Raw genomic sequence first — 16,420 nt, forward strand, 5'->3', positions numbered from 1 at the left:
CCTGAGCGTGCGAAGGGCACGCTCGAATCCGCGGAATTGTGACGCCCCCGCTACCGTTGAAGATCGAAGGAGACGGGCCGCGTCGTCACGAGCGGCGTTCACGGACCCCGGTCCGGCTCGTCTCATCCTTGACCCGGTACACAACAGCGGGTTTCAGCAACCCATTGGAGGTGGGCACGGTGGCGGAGCGCACACTACGTGGCGCAAGGCTTGGTGGTCAGAGCTTCGAGGACGAGCGCGGGATCGAGTTCGCCGCTCGGCAGCAGGTCGGCTATCGCTGCAAGCAGGGACACGACTTCGAGGTCACGATGTCGGTCGAGGCCGACATCCCGGCCGTGTGGGAGTGCCCGCGCTGCGGCGCCGAGGCGCTGAGCACGGCAGGCATCATGCCGGAGGAGAAGGTCGAGAAGCCCGCGCGCACGCACTGGGACATGCTCCTCGAGCGTCGCTCGGAGAAGGAGCTCGAGGACATCCTCAAGGAGCGTCTGGAGCTGCTGCGCGGCGGCGAGATCGGTCCCGCGCACCTGCACCGCGCGAACAAGAAGAAGCGCGTCGGCTGAGCCGGCCGCTCCCCTGACGCGTCACTCGACCACGTCTCACTCGACCACGTCGCCCCGGACCACCGGCCCCTCGCCGCCCGGTCCGGGGCGGCTGGCATTTCGCGGCCCGAACCCGGCGCCGAAGGCGCCGGCGGCGCCGAGGGGCGCCACCACGAGGCGTCGCTCCACCACCGTGGTGAGCAGTCGCCTGGCGACCGGCCGCGTGAACGGCAGGATCAACAGGATGCCGACGAGGTCGAGCACGAAGCCGGGGCTGAGCATCAGCGTGCCGCCGATGAGGACGAGCGCACCGTCGGCGATCTCGCGGGCCGGCATGCGCCCGTGCTGCAGCGCCTCACGCAGTGCCCGCCACGCGCGTCCGCCCTCGCGCTTGACCAACCACGCGCCGAGCAGGCTGTCGAGGACCAGCAGCACGATGGTCCACCAGGGACCGACCAGCCGGCCGACCTGCAGGATCGCCCAGATCTCGACGAGCGGGACAACGACGAACGCCGCGGCCAGGGCCGGCCGCAGCCAGCGGCGGGAGCGGCGGGGACCCGTGCGGAGCGACGCCGATGCGCTCATGCCCGCTCCCTGCTCCTGCGCAGCTGCGCCCGACGCTCGGACAGCCCCCACCGGGTGATGAGCCGGAGCGACTCGCTGGCGACCTGGCCGCTCATCTTGGAGTCGCCGCGTTCGCGCTCGACGAACTCGATCGGCACCTCGGTGAGGCGCAGCCCGCGGCTCAGGGTGCGGTAGGCCAGGTCGGTCTGGAACACGTATCCAGTAGACCGCACCGAGCCAAGGTCGATCGCCTCCAGCGTGGCCCGCCGGAACAGGCGGAAGCCCGCCGTGGCGTCCTTGACCCGGATGCCCAGCAGCAGCCGGACGTAGAGGTTGCCGCCACGGGAGAGCAGCAGCCGCTGCGCCGGCCAGTTGACGACCGACCCGCCGGGAACGTAGCGGGAGCCGATCACCAGGTCGGCGGTGTGCAGCGCGTCGATCAGCCGCTGAAGCTGCTCGGGCTGGTGGGAGCCGTCGGCGTCCATCTCGCCGATGACGTCGTAGCCGGCCTCGAGCGCGACGGCGAAGCCGTTGAGGTACGCGGCGCCCAGGCCGGCCTTCTCGGTGCGGTGCACGACCCGGACGGCAGGGTCCGCGTCGGCGAGCTTGTCGGCCAGGACACCGGTGCCGTCGGGGCTGTTGTCGTCGACGACGAGCACGTCGACGCCGGGCTGGGCCGCCCGCAGCCGTTCGACGATCCACTCGAGGTTGTCCGCCTCGTTGTAGGTCGGGACGACCATCACGCAACGGCCGAGGCCTTCCACTGCCACGCCCTGCTACCTCGCTCCGTCGGCTGCCGTCGCGGCGCGGTCGCGCCGCCGGGTGCGACGATAGGGCACCAGCACGAACAGCGTGTGACCTACGAGGAACACGAGGGTGAGCCGCGCCGGCCAGGTCCCGAGGCGCACGGCGGGCGTGGTGGTCGTGCTGAGCCCGACCGTCTCCACCAGCACCTCCTGGCCGCGGGCGGGCACCGAGGAGGCGATGGACCCGTCGGGCCGCACCACGCCGGAGATGCCGTTGATCGCGGCGACCACGACCCAGCGCCCCGTCTCGAGCGCGCGCAGCCGGCTGATCTCGAACTGCTGGGCCAGCTGCCCGGTGCGGCTGAACATCGCGTTGCTGGTCTGCACCGTCACCAGCTCGGCGCCGCGGCCCACCTGGCCGGCGATGCCGTCGTCGTAGGCGACGTCGAAGCAGATGGCGTCGGCCACCAGCAGGTCCCCCACGCGCAGCGGCTCCAGGCTGGTGCCCCGCACCATGTCGCGCGGCACCTCGGTGAGGCGGCCGTAGGTCGAGGGCATGAGGCTGCTGCCGCGGAACGGGATGTACTCGCCGTAGGGGACGGGGTGCAGCTTCGTGTAGCGGTCGCCGCCGCCGAGGCCCGGCCGGAAGACGATCCCCTGGTTGAGCACCCGGGTCTCGTCGACCGGGTCGCTGTTGGTCCCGCCGACGATGATCGGCACGTCGATGGCGTCGGAGGCCGCGACGATGCCGTCGTTGACCCCGGTGTCGAGGAACGGGTCGACGGCCGTCGAGTTCTCCGGCCAGACGACGAAGTCGGGCTCCGGCGCCTCGCCGGCCGCCACGGCGTCGGCGAGCTGCTGCGTCAGCCGGACGTGGTTGGCGGTGACCTCCCGGTGCACCGCCGGGACGTTGAGCCCGGTGCCCGGCACGTCGCCCTGCACGGCGGCCACGGTGGCCGTGCCGGACTGCTCGACGGGGAAGGGGAAGAGCGCCGGCGCGAGCGTCGCAGCGGCGAGCGCTGCCGCGACGGCGTACGTCCGCGGTGCGGGCGTGCGCACCCGGAGCAGCAGCCACGCGAGGGTGGTGCCCGTCAGGGCGACGAGGAAGCTGGTGCCGGTCATCCCGATCCACGGCACAGCGTCGGCCCACGGGGTGTCCGCGGTCGCGTAGACGAGGCGGCCGAACGGCATGCCGCTGAACGGGAAGCCGCTGCGCCAGGTCTCGATGCCGACCCACCAGAGGGCGGCCAGGACGGGCCAGGCGCGCATCCGCAGGCTCCACGCCAGCCCGACGCCCAGGGGCACGAAGAACGCGGACTCCATCGCGCACATGGCGATCCACGCGTCCGTCCCGACCGAGCGCATCCACACCATGACCGAGAAGGTGAACGCGACGCCGAAGACCAGGCTCGGGACCCAGGCCCGGCCCGGTCGCAGGCCGCGCACGGAGAACACGAGCGCCGCGATCGCCGGGGGCATGAGCCAGGAGTGGCCCACCGGCTCGAAGGCGGCCGCCAGCACGAGCCCCGCGACCAGGGCGAGGAGGCAGCGCAGCGGCACGCAGAGACCGTAGCCGACGGCTGCACACGTGCAGCGGAGCGGGAGGGACGAGGGGGCTTCGGACCGACGCGCGAGCCGACTGGCTGCCGATCGCACGAAGTTGTCTACGGCCCCGAGGTCCCTCCCGCATCCAGCCCCCGCGGGGCGTCGTCGACGGGTCGGCGGACACGGGGCACCGCTGGCTCCACGTACCTCACGTCAGTCTCCCCACTGCCGATGACGCCACCCGCGAGCTGCACAGGCGGACCCCGGAACCCTCCCTCCCCCAAGGGGTGATGTCAACCGGCTCCTGACCTGCGCGTTCGGGCGAAACCGCAGGTCAGCGCCGGGCAGGCGGTCGGGCAGTCGCTCGAGGAAATCTCGGCGGCGACGGCGTGTCGTGCTCGACACGCCGGTGTCGGTACTCCCGGACCAGGGATGCGGGTCGCCGGACCCGGGTCGGGGACGCGGGGCGAGGGACGGCGGTCAGGGGCGCGCGGGCACGACGACGGTGCCCGTGGCCGTCGTGGCCACGACCGGCGGGTCGAGGACCTCGGCCGCGCCGGGTGCCTCGGCGCTCGGCGTACCCCGTCCGACGACGTGGACGGCGAAGTCCATCACCCGGCTGCGGGTGCCCTCGCGCACGAGCGTCGCGGTGATCTCCAGGACGTCGCCGGCGCGCACCGGTGCCCGGAACTGCACGTCGGAGTACGACGCGAACAGCCCCTCGTCGCCGTCGAGGACGATGCACATCTCGGTCGCCACGTCGCCGAACAGGCCGAGGCTGTAGGCGCCGTCGACCAGGTTCCCGGCGTAGTGGGCGTGCGAGTAGGGGACGTAGCGGCGGTGCGTGACGACGGTGCCGACGCGGGACTCGGTGCTCATGAGGCCTTCTCCGTGCTGGTGCCGGCCGGCCCGCGAGGACCGGCAAGCCGGTGGACGATGAACGACGCGACCTCGCCGGGCGTCGTGCCCCTGCTGAAGACCCGGTCGACGCCGAGCTCGTCGGCCATCGTCTCGTCGAAGCGGGGCCCGCCCACGACGAGGAGCGGACGCCGCGCGGCGGGATAGGCCTCCCGGAAGGCCGCGGACATCTCGCGGGTGTTGAGCAGGTGGGCGTCGCGCTGGGTGACGACCTGGGAGACCAGCACCGCGTCGGCCTTCTCCTCGCGGGCCGCCTCGACGAGCTGCGGGACCGACACCTGGGCGCCGAGGTTCACGACCTTGAGCTCGCGGTAGTACTCCAGGCCCTTCTCCCCCGCGAACCCCTTGATGTTGAGGATCGCGTCGATCCCGACGGTGTGCGCGTCGGTGCCGATGCAGCCGCCGACGACCACCAGGCGGCGCCGCAGTGACCGCTTGATGGCCGCGTTGGCCTCCTTGGGGGTCAGCAGCGGGTAGTCGCGCTCCACCACCTCGACGGTGCTGGGGTCGACGAGGTGGTTCACCCGCCCGTACACCACGAAGAACGTGAAGCCCTCCCCCATCGCCTTGGCGTGCACGACCAGCGCCGGGTCCATCCCCATCTTGTTGGCGAGCTGCACGGCGGCACCCTCGGCGACCTTGGAGTGCGGGATGGGCAGGGTGAAGGACAGCTGCACCATGCCGTCGCCGGTGGTGTCGCCGTAGGGACGGACGAGTCCGGTGCTCATGCGCCCTCCAGGATCTCGGTCGCGGGGTTGTAGTAGTCGGCGGCCTTGGGCGCGACGCCGTCGAGCCCCTTGCCCTTGTCGGCCGGTCGCTTCATCAGGCCGAACGTGCCGTCGGCGATCGCGGACAGCAGCGGCGGCTGCCCCGGCGCGCTGCGGTCGGCCTTGATCTCCTCGAGCAGCCCGACGGCCTCGCCGAGCACCTGGCGGGCCCGACCGGCGATGAAGCCGTCGGGTGCGGGCCGGAAGTCCTCGTGCAGGTTGCCGGCGGCGTTCATGACGTAGCGGACGTTCTGCAGGGCCAGGTCGCGGTCGGAGATCCAGGGCGTGACGACGGCTTCGGTCATCATGCCCACGAGCAGGATGCCCTGACCGGTGAGGGCGCCGACGAGGTTGAAGAAACCGTCGAGCAGGTAGCCCTTGAAGATGTCGCCGGTCATGTGCCGGGTGGGCGGCATCCACTTCAGCGGCGCGTCGGGGAACAGCTCGCGGGCCAGCATCGCGTGGGCCAGCTCGAGGCGGAACGAGTCGGGCACCTCGGGGTCGATCTCGAACGCGTGGCCGAGCCCGAGCTGCCAGTCCTCGAGGCCGGCCTCCTTGGCGAAGTACTCGTTGAGCAGCTGGCTGGTGGTGACCGTGTGCGCGGCCTCGACCGCGTCGGCGGTGGTGAGGTAGTTGTCCTCGCCGGTGTTGATGATGATGCCGGCCCGGGCGTGCACCTGGCGGCTGAAGCGCTGGTCCACGAACGTCCGGATCGGGTTGATGTCGCGGAACAGGATCCCGTACATCGAGTCGTTGAGCATCATGTCGAGGCGCTCGAGGCCCGCCAGCGCGGCGATCTCCGGCATGCAGAGCCCCGAGGCGTAGTTGGTGAGCCGGACGTAGCGGCCGAGCTCCCTCGACGTCTCGTCCAGCGCCGCGCGCATGAGGCGGAAGTTCTCCTGCGTGGCGTACGTGCCGGCGAAGCCCTCGCGCGTCGCGCCCTCCGGCACGAAGTCGAGCAGCGACTGGCCGGTCGAGCGGATCACCGCGATGACGTCGGCGCCCTCGCGCGCGGCGGCCTGCGCCTGCGGGATGTCCTCGTGGATGTCGCCGGTGGCGACGATGAGGTAGATCCACGGCTTGCTCGGGGCGTCGCCGACCTTGGCGATCATCCTCTCGCGGGCCGCGCGCTGGCGGTCGATGGTCCTGATCCCGGCGCCGACGGCCTTGCGGGCGGCCGCCCTCGCGCGCGTCGCGTCCTTGCCCTCCGGCACGCGGAAGGTCACCGAGCCCGCCGCGGCCTTCTGGGCGAGCGTGAGCAGGTCGTCGCCCTCGCCCCGGAGGAGTGCGTCCCACACCGGCAGGCTGACGCCGTGCTCGAGGCCGACGTCGGCGCGGACGACGTCCGCCAGGCGGTTCACCCACGGCGTGCCGTCGGGGTCGGCGCCGGCGAGGCCGGCGAGGCGGAGCGTGGCGCGCTCGACGCTCACCGTGGTGTGCCGCTGGGCGAGGTCGACGATCGGTCGCCCGACCTGCCGGGCCAGCGTCCGCGCGCGGCGCACGTCGGCGCGGTCGATGCCCAGGGTGCTGGTCGTGCGGGCCACCTCAGAGCCTCCGCTCGAACAGTGCCCGGACCCCGGCGTCCGAGCGCAGCAGCTCCATGGCGTACGCCGCGTGGCCGGGGACGTAGCCGTTGCCGACGAGCATCCGCACGTCGGCGGCCAGCCCTTCGGCACCGAGTGCCGCGGCGCTGAAGCTGGTGGCCATCGAGAAGAAGACGACCGTGCCGCCGTCGGCGGTCGCGAGGATCGCGCCGCCCTCGCAGCCGGGCACGTCGACGCAGACGACGGTGACGTCGGCGGGGCCACCCGCCGCGGTCACCGCGTCGCGGAGCGCGACGGGGTCACGGGCGTCCGCGACGGCGACCCTGTCGGCGAGACCGGCGGCGGTGAGCAGGTCGTGCTCGCCCTGGTGGGGCACCACCCCGATCGTGCGCTCCGCTCCGGCGGCCCGGGCGGCGGCCAGGCTGAGGGAGCCCGACTTGCCCGCGGCGCCGATCACCGCGACGGTGGGCCGCGCGCCGCGGGCGACGTGCTCCTCCACGACGCGGGCGGTCAGGGCGGGCGCGCCGCAGACGTCCATCACGCTGAGCGAGAGCGCGGGGTCGAGGTCGTCGGGGATGACGGCGGCGATCGAGCGACCGAAGAGCACGGCGTAGCCGTCGCAGGGCACCTGCTCGCTGCGGCCGTCCCAGCGGGCGAGCCCGTCCTCGATCACGAGCGGGGTCAGGGTGAGGCTGACGAGGGTCGCGACCCGATCGCCCACCGAGAGGCCGAGCGGCGACTCGGGGCCGACCTCCTCGACCGTGCCGACGAGCATGCCGCCCGAGCCGGTCTCGGGGTTCTGCATCTTGCCGCGCGTGGCGACGATGTCGAGGACCTCGGCACGCACGGCGTCGCCGTCGGTGACCCCGTCGTGGGTGTGCACCCGCTCCAGCTGGCGGAACGACGCCGCGTCGAGGTTCAGCCGCTCGACGCGGACACGGACCTCGTCGGACCAGAGCTCGCGCCGCGTGTCGAGGCGCTGCGCCGCCTGCGGGAGCACGGTGCGCTCGTCGAGCACCCGGTGCAGGCCCGTCGGGTCGCCCGTGCGGATGTCCGTGTCGGTCGTCATTCAGAGCATCCTTCTAGGTTCACGCGGTTCAGCGGGAAATCTTGCGGCGTGGCACTGGACGCGCCGTACGTTCTCCACGTACTCTCCCAGATGTGTCGCCGCACACACAACCGGCGCGCCGCACGTCCCGACCCGGGCGCCTCCCAAGGCCCTGCAAGGAGATCGCATGAGCATCGAGACCGCCGTCGGCCTCGCCACCGGACAGCCCTACCCCTACCAGCGGGTGGAGCTCGTCGAGCCGGACTGGACCCGCTTCCCGGGCTGGTCCGACGTCACGGCAGCGGACTGGGCGTCCGTGCAGTGGCAGCGCGCGCACTGCATCAAGAACGTGAAGCAGCTGCGCGAGCTTATGGGCGACCTGCTCGACGAGCGCTTCTACGCCGACCTCGAGCGCGACCAGGCCGAGCGCGCGACGATGTCGATGCTCGTGCCGCCGCAGATGATGAACACGATGGCGCCGGCCTTCGAGCCCGCCGGCCCCGGCTCGCTGACCGAGGAGTTCTACGCCGACCCGGTCCGGCACTACATGATCCCGGTGTTCAGCGACCGGCGCACCGACTGGCCCTCGCACCCGCACGCGGCCCGCGACTCCCTCCACGAGCACGACATGTGGGCCACCGAGGGCCTCACCCACCGCTACCCCACCAAGGTCCTCGCCGAGCTGCTGCCCACCTGCCCGCAGTACTGCGGCCACTGCACGCGCATGGACCTCGTGGGCAACTCGACGCCGGTCATCGACAAGCTGAAGTTCGCCGCGAAGCCCAACGACCGGCTCGGCGACATGCTCGACTACCTCCGGCGCACGCCGTCGGTGCGCGACGTCGTGGTGTCCGGCGGCGACGTGGCCAACATGCCCTGGCCCCGCCTCGAGGCGTTCCTCATGTCGGTGCTCGAGGTCGACAACATCCGTGACATCCGGCTGGCCACGAAGGCGCTCATCGGCCTGCCGCAGCACTGGCTGCAGCCCGACGTCGTCGAGGGCGTCGCCCGCGTCGCCGCGGTCGCCCGCTCGCGCGGGGTCTCCCTCGCGATGCACACCCACGCCAACCACGCGAGCTCCGTGACGCCGATCGTCGCCGAGGCCTCGCGCGCGATGCTCGACGCCGGCCTGCGCGACGTACGCAACCAAGGCGTGCTGCTCAACGGCGTGAACGCCGACCCGCACGCGCTGCTCGACCTCTGCTTCCGGCTACTCGACGGGGCGCAGATCATGCCCTACTACTTCTACATGTGCGACATGATCCCGTTCTCGGAGCACTGGCGGGTCTCGGTCGCCGACGCGCAGCGCCTCCAGCACCACATCATGGGCTACCTGCCCGGGTTCGCGACGCCGCGCATCGTGTGCGACGTGCCCTTCGTCGGCAAGCGGTGGGTGCACCAGCTCGCCGACTACGACACCGAGCACGGCATCTCGTACTGGACGAAGAACTACCGCACGTCCATCGAGGCCGACGACGCCGAGGCCCTCTCGCGCCACTACGAGTACTACGACCCGATCCACACCCTGCCCGAGTCCGGCCAGCGGTGGTGGGAGGAGCACGGCCGCCTCGACGAGGCCTCCCTCAAAGCCGCCGAGATGGCCGAGGCGTCGCGGCGTACCGCCGCGCTGCAGGCCTGGTAGGCGCGCGGCCCCTCCGCCCCTGAGCGCCCCCTGAACGCCCCCTGAAGTCCGGCAATCCCCCGCTTAGGCGGGGGATTGCGAACATCAGGGGGCCTGCACGCCACCGGAACTTCGCACAACCCTCGGCAAGTCCGGTCCGCGGTCGGCGTCCTCCACAGCCGGCACCACCGGCGTTTCCGCCGCCCCGCTCACCGGGCATCACGGGTGCATGCAGCGACCGCCCGCACCCGACCTCACGCACGTCGTCCGCCTCCGCAGCGAGCTGGTCGACGACGGCTACACCGACCACCAGCTCCGCGTGCTCGTACGCGCCGGTGTCCTGCACCGGGTCCGGCGCGGCGCGTACGTCGACCGCGCGCTGTGGGAGCGCTTGTCCCCCGTCGACCAGCACCGGGTCCTGTGCCGCGCCGTGCTCCGCGTCGCGCACCCGCTGACGGCGCTCACCCACGTGTCCGCGGCCGTCGAGCTCGGCGCACCGGTGTGGAACATCCCGCTCGACGAGGTCCACACGACGCGCACCGACGGCAAGGCGGCCCGCCGCGAGGCCGGGGTCGTGCACCATGCCGGCGCCCTGCCGGAGGAGGACGTGCGCGTCGTCAACGGCGTACGCGTGGGGCCGGCCGCCCGGGCCGCCGTCGAGGTGATGGCCAGCGTGCCTCCTGAACCGGCGCTGGTCGTCACCAACGGCCTGCTGCACGGACAGCACATGACGCGCGAGGAGCTGGTCGCGTCGGCGCGGGCGATGAAGCACTGGCCGCACACGCTGTCGGCGCACGTCGTCGTGGCGCTCGCCGACGAGCGGATGGAGTCCGTGGCGGAGACGAGGACGTACTACCTCTGCAGGCAGCAGCACCTGCCGAGGCCCGAGCCGCAGTACCCGGTGGTCGACGAGCACGGCCAGGTCTTCGCGCGCGCCGACTTCGCGTGGCCGGAGCACGGTGTGTTCCTCGAGTTCGACGGGCGCGTGAAGTACGAGCAGCACCGGCGTCCCGGGGAGACGCTCGAGCAGTACCTCATGCGGGAGAAGCGCCGCGAGGAACGGATCTGCCAGCTCACCGGCTGGGTGTGCATCCGCATCGGCTGGACCGACCTGGCCGACCCGGTGACGACCGCCGCCCGGATCCGCCGCCTGCTCGACAGCCGGCGCGGCCCGATCGGCGCCTGACCTGCCGAGGGTTGTGCGAACCTCCATGGGTATGCAGGCCCCCGGAAGTTCGCGATCCCCCGCTTAAGCGGGGGATTGCAAGAAACGACCTCACAACCGCGGGAGCAGGACCGGTACGCCGGGGCCGTCGAGCTCCTCACCGGACACCGGGCGCCCGTACACCAGGCGCACGGCCGCGTTGGCCGACAGCGTGACCTCCGGCCCGTCGCCGTGGCTCCAGCCGGCCTCCGGCACGACGAGGCGGACCCCGGCGACGCGACGGCGCGAGCTCCCGCCGATGACGGCTGTGAGCGGCCACGGCGTGGCGAGGGCGAAGTCCGCGATCCGGCCGACGGCCGGCGGCGGGAGGTCGTGCGGCAGGCCGAGCGGGCGGCGTACGTCGATGCCGTGCACGACGGCGTCCGCCAGCGCCGAGACCCTCGGCATCCCGATCGGCGTTTCGCCGGACCGGGCGTTGTCGGTGAGCTGCTCGAGGATCGCCTCGCGGCCCCGCGCCGACCACGCCACCGCGGTGCGCGCGATCATCCGGTTCACCGAGCGGTACCGCGCCAGCGCGACGGCGCCCTGCAGGGCGCCGAGCGTCGGCGTCCACGCCAGGTGCGCCGCGACGTCCACCACGCGCCAGCCGGCGCACAGCGAGGGCTCCTGCCACTGGGCGGTGGTCAGGGCGGACAGGTCGTCCACGAGCGCCAGGCGCTCGGCGGTCAGCAGGTCGTGCGTGGACGGTGCCATGGGCGCTCCCGGTGCGGCGGGCGGGACGGGACGGTCAGTCGATGGGTCGGTTCTCGTAGGGGGTCGAGAGCACGATCGTGGTGCGCGTCGAGACGCTGGCGGCGCCGCGGATCCGCGCGAGCAGCTCCTCGAGCGCCAGCGGCGTGGCGACGCGGATCTTGAGGATGTACGACTCCTCGCCGGCGACCGACCAGCACGACTCGATCTCTCTGATGCCGGCCAGTCGCTCGGGATAGTCGTCGGGCTGCGAGGGGTCGATCGGGGTGATCGAGATGAACGCCGTCAGCGGCCGGCCGAGCTGGTCGTGGTCGATCGTCGCGCCGTAGCCGGTGATGAGCCCGCGCTGCTCGAGCCGCTTGACGCGCTGGTGCACCGCCGAGGTGGACAGGTCGGTCGCCTTGCCGAGGTCGGTGAAGGACATCCGCCCGTCGGCGGCCAGCAGCGAGAGGATCTGCCGGTCCTTGGACTCGACCTCGGAGGAGCTCACGGCGTCACCCTAGTGCGCGCCGGACAGTGCCTGCACCAGCCGCACGGCAGACGAACCGAGGCCCCACTTCTCGTCCAGGGCCACGAGTGCGTCGTGGTCGGCGGGGGTGCGGGGCCGGGCGAGGTCGGGCGTGCCGAGGTCGAGGTCACGGCGTACGGCGACCACGCGTGGCGCGACCGCGAGGTAGTCGGCAGCCGCCTTGATCTTGCCCCGCGGGCCGGGCCCCATGTCGGAGCCGGGGTCGGCGGCGGCCTCGATGATCGCCTCGACGGTGCCGAAGCGGTTGAGCAGCGTGGCGGCCGTCTTGTCCCCCACCCCGGCGACGCCCGGCAGCCCGTCGGAGGCGTCCCCGCGCAGGGTCGCGAGGCCGGCGTACTGGTGGGCGTCGACGCCGTACTTGGCGCGCACCCAGGCGTTGTCCACGCGCTCGTGGCGGCTGACGCCGCGCGCGACGTAGAGCACGCGCACCGCCGCGTCGTCGTCGACGAGCTGGAACAGGTCGCGGTCGCCGGTGACGATGTCGACCGGCATCCCGGCGCCGGTGGCGAGGGTGCCGATGACGTCGTCGGCCTCCATCTCGGGGTGGCCCACGACCGGGATGCCGTAGGCCTCGAGCACCGACAAGATGATGGGGACCTGCGCCTCGAGCGGGTCGGGCACCTCCTCGACGTCGGGCCGGGGGCCCGGGACGGCGCGGACCACCCGGTGCGCCTTGTAGGAGGGGATCAGGTCGACGCGCCACTGCGGCCGCCAGTCGTCGTCCCAGCAGCAGGCCAGGTGCGTGGGGTCGTACTCCCCCACGAGCCGGCTGATGAAGTCCATCAGCCCGCGCACGGCGTTGACCGGTGTGCCGTCGGGTGCCTTCAGCGAGTCGGGCACCCCGAAGAACGCGCGGAAGTAGAGCGAGGCGGTGTCGAGCAGCATGAGACGGCTGCCGGCGGGGGCGGTCATGTGCTCAGCCTGTCACTCCGCGAGCACGGAGTACGCGATCACGCCGCGCTTGAGCAGCTTCGCCGTCGCGCGGGCGGTGTCGCGCAGCTCGCGCTCGCCCGCGGCGTCGGCCACCTGGCCGCACAGGTCGAGCAGCTGCTTCATCCAGCGCACGAAGTCGCCCGCCGACAGGCCGGTCACCATCAGCACGTCGTCGAGGTCGTCGCCCTCGGCCCAGCGCCACGCCGCCCAGGCGAACCCGATGTCGGGCTCGCGCAGGAAGTCGAGCTTGTGGTCGCGCTCCAGCGCGTCGAGCTGCCCCCAGAGCCGCACCAGTTCGGCGAGCACCGGCCGCACGCGGCCGCCGGGCATCTTCGGCGACGACGCGTCGTCGGCGCGCCGGGCCTCGAAGACGAGGGCGGACAGCACGGCCGCGAGCTCGGACGGCGCGAGCTCGTCGAACAGGCCGGCCCGGATCGCCTCGGCCGCGACGAGGTCCATGTCGGTGTAGATGCGCCGCAGGTGGGCGCCCTTCTCGGTGACGGTGTCGCCCTCGAGGTAGCCGAGCGCGGCCAGCACGTCGCAGACGCGGTCGAAGGTCCGCGCGACCGTGTTGGTGCGGTTCTCCACCCGCCGCTTGAGCGTCTCGGTGTCGCGCTGCAGCTTGAACCAGCGCTCCGCCCACCGCGCGTGGTCCTCGCGGTCGGGGCACCGGTGGCACGGGTGGGCCTTCAGGTCCGCGCGCAGCCGTGCCACCTCGCGGTCGGTCGCGGTGTCGGCGCCGTCGCGCTGCTTCGACTGCCGCGGGGCCGGGCCCTCGAAGCTGTCGGCCCTGTCGCGCAGGGCGGTGGCGAGCTCGCGGCGCATGGCGGGGTTGCGGCCGTTGAACGACTTGGGCACCCGCAGCCGGCCGATCGCCTCGACGGGGACCGGGAAGTCCATCGGCGCCAGCCGGCGGGCCTGGCGGTCGGCGGTCACGACATAGGGCCTCGGCTCGTCGCCGGAGTGCCCCGGGTCGATGACCACCGCGAGCCCGCTGAACTTGCCGGCGGGCACGTGGATGACGTCGCCGGGGCGGAGCTTGCCGAGCGACCGTATGGCCTCCTCGCGGCGGTCCAGCCGCCGGTCGCGGGCCGCGCCCTTTTCGAGGTCGGAGATCCGCCGGCGCAGCCCGGCGTACTCCATGAAGTCGCCGAGGTGGCACGTGGCCGCCTCCCGGTAGCCGTCGAGCGCCTCCTCGGCCTTGTGCACCTGCCGAGCGAGGCCGACGACCGCCTTGTCGGCCTGGAACTGGGCGAACGACTGCTCGAGCAGCTCGCGGGAGCGGGCCCGGCCGAACTGGTGCACCAGGTTGACCGCCATGTTGTAGGACGGCCGGAAGGAGGAGCGCAGCGGGTACGTGCGCGTCGAGGCGAGGCCGGCGACCTCGCGCGGGTTCATGCCCGGCTGGTAGAGCACGACGCCGTGCCCCTCGATGTCGAGCCCGCGGCGACCGGCGCGACCCGTGAGCTGGGTGTACTCCCCCGGCGTCAGGTCGGCGTGCGACTCGCCGTTCCACTTCGAGAGCTTCTCGATCACCACGGTGCGCGCGGGCATGTTGATGCCCAGGGCGAGGGTCTCGGTGGCGAAGACGACCTTGACCAGCCCCTCCTGGAACAGCTCCTCCACCACCTGCTTGAACGCCGGGAGCAGGCCGGCGTGGTGGGCGGCGATGCCGCGGGTGAGGCCGTCGAGGAACTCGTGGTAGCCGAGGACGTGCAGGTCCTCCTCCGGCAGCGTGCGGGCCGCCTCCTCGACGCGCGCGAAGATCTCGTCGCGCTCCGCGGCCGTGGTCAGCCGGGTGTTGGCCTGCACGAGCTGGGTCACGGCGGCGTCGCAGCCGGCGCGGCTGAAGATGAACACGATCGCCGGCAGCAGGCCCTCGCGGTCGAGCCGCTCGACCACCTCGACCCGGCTGGGGATCCACACCCGGCGTCCGTTGCCGACGGCACGGGGGTTCTTCGAGGACCCCGGCTTGCCCTTGCGGGGCGAGCGGCGGTCACGCATCAATCGCGAGCTCGCCCAGTCGTCGCGGGCGATGCGGGTGAGCTCGTCGTTGACCGGCGCGCCCTCCTTGACGAAGCCCGCGCTGGCGTCGACGTCGGAGGAGGCGAACAGGTCGAGCAGCCGGCGGCCCACCATGACGTGCTGGAACAGCGGCACCGGCCGCTTCTCCTCCACGATCGTGGTCGTCTCGCCGCGCACGGTGGCCAGCCACTCGCCGAACTCCTCGGCGTTGGACACCGTCGCCGACAGCGACACCAGCGTCACCGACTCCGGCAGGTGGATGATCACCTCCTCCCACACGGCGCCGCGCATGCGGTCGGCGAGGTAGTGCACCTCGTCCATGACGACGAACCCCAGGTTGAGCAGCGTGCGCGAGCCGGCGTAGAGCATGTTGCGCAGCACCTCGGTGGTCATCACCACCACGGGCGCCTCGCCGTTGACCACGTTGTCGCCGGTCAGCAGGCCGACGTTGTCGGCGCCGTAGCGCCTGACGAGGTCGTGGTACTTCTGGTTGGACAGCGCCTTGATCGGGGTCGTGTAGAACGCCTTGCGGCCGGTCTGCAGCGCGAGGTGGATCGCGAACTCACCGACGATCGTCTTGCCGGAGCCGGTCGGTGCGGCGACGAGCACGCCGCGGCCGCTCTCGATCTCCTGGCACGCGCGGACCTGGAAGTCGTCGAGCTCGAAGCCGTGCAGGCTGGAAAACTCCTTGAGCATCGGATAGGGCTTCTCCCGCCGGAACGCCGCGTAGCGCTCGGCAGGGGACAGCTGCTCGTCGGGACGGTCGCTCATGCGAACACCTCCAGCGCGCCGGGCACGCACTCGATCGTGATGGGCAGCGGGCCGAAGCGCTCGCCGTCGGCGTACGACACGATGCCGGGCGCGGCCACCGTCACCGAGCGGACCCGGCGGTGGACGTACTCCTCCACGCCGTCGATCCTCCCGGTGAACAGGCGCGGGTAGGACCGCACCAGCTTGGGCTTGCTCATGCGCGTGATGACGACGACGTCGAGCAGCCCGTCGTCGAGCAGCGCCCCCTCGGTGATGCGCAGGCCACCGCCGAAGGACGGGCCGTTGCCGACGGCGACGAGCATCGCCTCGTGCTCGATCGTCTCGTCGTCGAGCCGGAGGACGTAGGGGATCGGCCGGAAGGTGCGCAGCTCGGCCAGCGTGGCGAGGTTGTAGCGCATCTGGCCGCGCGGCCACGTCATCGTGTTGGCCCGCTCGTTGACGATCGCGTCGAAGCCGGCGGCGAGCACGGTCACGAAGTAGCGGTCGCCGCTGCGCGCCAGGTCGATGGTGCGGCGGCGCGACGCCACGACGCGGTCCGCGGCCGCCGCCGGGTCGGTGCGCGGGAGCCCGAGGTAGCGGGCCGCGTCGTTGCCGGTGCCCGCCGGGATCACCCCGAGCGGGATGCCGGAGCCGGCCACCGCCTGGGCGCCGAGGTGCACGAGGCCGTCGCCGCCGCACACCACGAGCGCCTCGACCCCGTCGGCCACGCAGCCGCGTGCCAGGTCGGCCGCCTCGTCGGCGTCGCGGCCCTGCAGGTTGCGCACGACGAAGCCGCTCTCGCGCAGCCGCGCGAGCGCGACGTCGCGGTGACGGGCACCTCTGCCCCGACCCGCGGTGGGGTTGGTCAGCAGTGCGATCTCGCGCCCGGTCACCGGGTGGCCGGACGCACGGGCGTCGTGCATGGCGCGACCCTATCCCCCGGCCCCGACAGGTCCGGGCCGGTGGCCCACCGCGG

15 protein-coding genes are annotated in these 16,420 nt (G+C 72.6%); 3 read left to right on the forward strand and 12 right to left on the reverse strand.

What is annotated here, in order from left to right; all coding sequences use genetic code 11:
• Window positions 1-179 precede the first annotated feature (179 nt).
• Window positions 180-560: an RNA polymerase-binding protein RbpA gene (locus J3P38_RS11435; protein ID WP_210440926.1), complete on the forward strand. Its 381-nt coding sequence runs from the start codon at window positions 180-182 to the stop codon at window positions 558-560.
• Between the two features lie 36 nt (window positions 561-596).
• Here the strand turns inward: J3P38_RS11435 and J3P38_RS11440 are convergent, their stop codons facing one another.
• The 7 genes from J3P38_RS11440 to kdd all read right to left on the reverse strand — a co-directional run bounded on the left by J3P38_RS11440 (window position 597) and on the right by kdd (window position 7,692).
• Window positions 597-1,124 (reverse strand): FxsA family protein, encoded by a 528-nt coding sequence (locus J3P38_RS11440; RefSeq protein WP_210440927.1) that lies wholly within the window; start codon window positions 1,122-1,124, stop codon window positions 597-599.
• Window positions 1,121-1,873: a polyprenol monophosphomannose synthase gene (locus J3P38_RS11445; RefSeq protein ID WP_374222535.1), complete on the reverse strand. Its 753-nt coding sequence runs from the start codon at window positions 1,871-1,873 to the stop codon at window positions 1,121-1,123. Before J3P38_RS11445 ends, J3P38_RS11440 begins: the two co-directional genes overlap by 4 nt.
• A 6-nt stretch (window positions 1,874-1,879) precedes the next feature.
• Entirely contained in the window at window positions 1,880-3,409 is a 1,530-nt protein-coding gene (lnt, locus tag J3P38_RS11450) for an apolipoprotein N-acyltransferase (protein ID WP_210440928.1), read from the reverse strand.
• Window positions 3,410-3,874: 465 nt separating this feature from the next.
• A complete protein-coding gene (kal, locus tag J3P38_RS11455; protein WP_210440929.1) occupies window positions 3,875-4,273 on the reverse strand; it encodes a 3-aminobutyryl-CoA ammonia lyase in 399 nt (132 codons plus the stop codon).
• Window positions 4,270-5,040, reverse strand: a complete 771-nt coding sequence (gene kamE / locus J3P38_RS11460) for a lysine 5,6-aminomutase subunit beta (RefSeq protein WP_210440930.1) — start codon at window positions 5,038-5,040, stop codon at window positions 4,270-4,272. Before kamE ends, kal begins: the two co-directional genes overlap by 4 nt.
• Entirely contained in the window at window positions 5,037-6,623 is a 1,587-nt protein-coding gene (kamD, locus tag J3P38_RS11465; RefSeq protein WP_210503745.1) for a lysine 5,6-aminomutase subunit alpha, read from the reverse strand. Before kamD ends, kamE begins: the two co-directional genes overlap by 4 nt.
• Before the next feature lies 1 nt (window position 6,624).
• Window positions 6,625-7,692 (reverse strand): L-erythro-3,5-diaminohexanoate dehydrogenase, encoded by a 1,068-nt coding sequence (gene kdd, locus J3P38_RS11470; RefSeq protein WP_210503746.1) that lies wholly within the window; start codon window positions 7,690-7,692, stop codon window positions 6,625-6,627.
• Window positions 7,693-7,858: 166 nt separating this feature from the next.
• Here kdd and J3P38_RS11475 point away from each other — a divergent pair, with 166 nt between their 5' ends.
• Window positions 7,859-9,313 (forward strand): KamA family radical SAM protein, encoded by a 1,455-nt coding sequence (locus tag J3P38_RS11475; protein WP_210440933.1) that lies wholly within the window; start codon window positions 7,859-7,861, stop codon window positions 9,311-9,313.
• 208 nt (window positions 9,314-9,521) lie between these two features.
• The gene (locus J3P38_RS11480) at window positions 9,522-10,478 is read left to right on the forward strand and encodes a hypothetical protein (RefSeq protein WP_210440934.1); all 957 of its coding nucleotides are present in this window, start codon (window positions 9,522-9,524) and stop codon (window positions 10,476-10,478) included.
• Between the two features lie 90 nt (window positions 10,479-10,568).
• Here J3P38_RS11480 and J3P38_RS11485 read toward each other — a convergent pair whose 3' ends face one another.
• The 5 genes from J3P38_RS11485 to J3P38_RS11505 are packed head-to-tail and all read right to left on the reverse strand — an operon-like array spanning window position 10,569 to window position 16,367.
• A complete protein-coding gene (locus J3P38_RS11485) occupies window positions 10,569-11,210 on the reverse strand; it encodes a maleylpyruvate isomerase family mycothiol-dependent enzyme (protein ID WP_210503747.1) in 642 nt (213 codons plus the stop codon).
• Window positions 11,211-11,244: 34 nt separating this feature from the next.
• Window positions 11,245-11,697: an Lrp/AsnC family transcriptional regulator gene (locus J3P38_RS18405; protein ID WP_307807866.1), complete on the reverse strand. Its 453-nt coding sequence runs from the start codon at window positions 11,695-11,697 to the stop codon at window positions 11,245-11,247.
• Window positions 11,698-11,706: 9 nt separating this feature from the next.
• Entirely contained in the window at window positions 11,707-12,648 is a 942-nt protein-coding gene (locus J3P38_RS11495) for a 5'-3' exonuclease (protein ID WP_246856048.1), read from the reverse strand.
• 12 nt (window positions 12,649-12,660) lie between these two features.
• Window positions 12,661-15,465: a DEAD/DEAH box helicase gene (locus J3P38_RS11500; protein WP_210440936.1), complete on the reverse strand. Its 2,805-nt coding sequence runs from the start codon at window positions 15,463-15,465 to the stop codon at window positions 12,661-12,663.
• Window positions 15,462-16,367, reverse strand: coding sequence for a diacylglycerol kinase (locus J3P38_RS11505; RefSeq protein ID WP_246856049.1), 906 nt, complete (start codon window positions 16,365-16,367; stop codon window positions 15,462-15,464). The genes J3P38_RS11500 and J3P38_RS11505 overlap by 4 nt, the downstream gene beginning before the upstream one ends.
• Window positions 16,368-16,420: the final 53 nt, after the last annotated feature.

It is taken from the genome of Nocardioides xinjiangensis (assembly GCF_017916455.1).
In the GTDB taxonomy this organism is placed as follows: Bacteria; Actinomycetota; Actinomycetes; order Propionibacteriales; family Nocardioidaceae; genus Nocardioides; species Nocardioides xinjiangensis.

Coding starts and splice junctions, on each gene's coding strand:
- J3P38_RS11440 (WP_210440927.1), bottom strand. CDS start 1,124: ATGAGCGCATCGGCGTCGCTCCGCACGGGTCCCCGCCGCTCCCGCCGC.
- kal (WP_210440929.1), bottom strand. CDS start 4,273: ATGAGCACCGAGTCCCGCGTCGGCACCGTCGTCACGCACCGCCGCTAC.
- kamE (WP_210440930.1), bottom strand. CDS start 5,040: ATGAGCACCGGACTCGTCCGTCCCTACGGCGACACCACCGGCGACGGC.
- kdd (WP_210503746.1), bottom strand. CDS start 7,692: ATGACGACCGACACGGACATCCGCACGGGCGACCCGACGGGCCTGCAC.
- J3P38_RS11475 (WP_210440933.1), top strand. CDS start 7,859: ATGAGCATCGAGACCGCCGTCGGCCTCGCCACCGGACAGCCCTACCCC.
- J3P38_RS11480 (WP_210440934.1), top strand. CDS start 9,522: ATGCAGCGACCGCCCGCACCCGACCTCACGCACGTCGTCCGCCTCCGC.
- J3P38_RS11485 (WP_210503747.1), bottom strand. CDS start 11,210: ATGGCACCGTCCACGCACGACCTGCTGACCGCCGAGCGCCTGGCGCTC.
- J3P38_RS11495 (WP_246856048.1), bottom strand. CDS start 12,648: ATGACCGCCCCCGCCGGCAGCCGTCTCATGCTGCTCGACACCGCCTCG.
- J3P38_RS11500 (WP_210440936.1), bottom strand. CDS start 15,465: ATGAGCGACCGTCCCGACGAGCAGCTGTCCCCTGCCGAGCGCTACGCG.
- J3P38_RS11505 (WP_246856049.1), bottom strand. CDS start 16,367: ATGCACGACGCCCGTGCGTCCGGCCACCCGGTGACCGGGCGCGAGATC.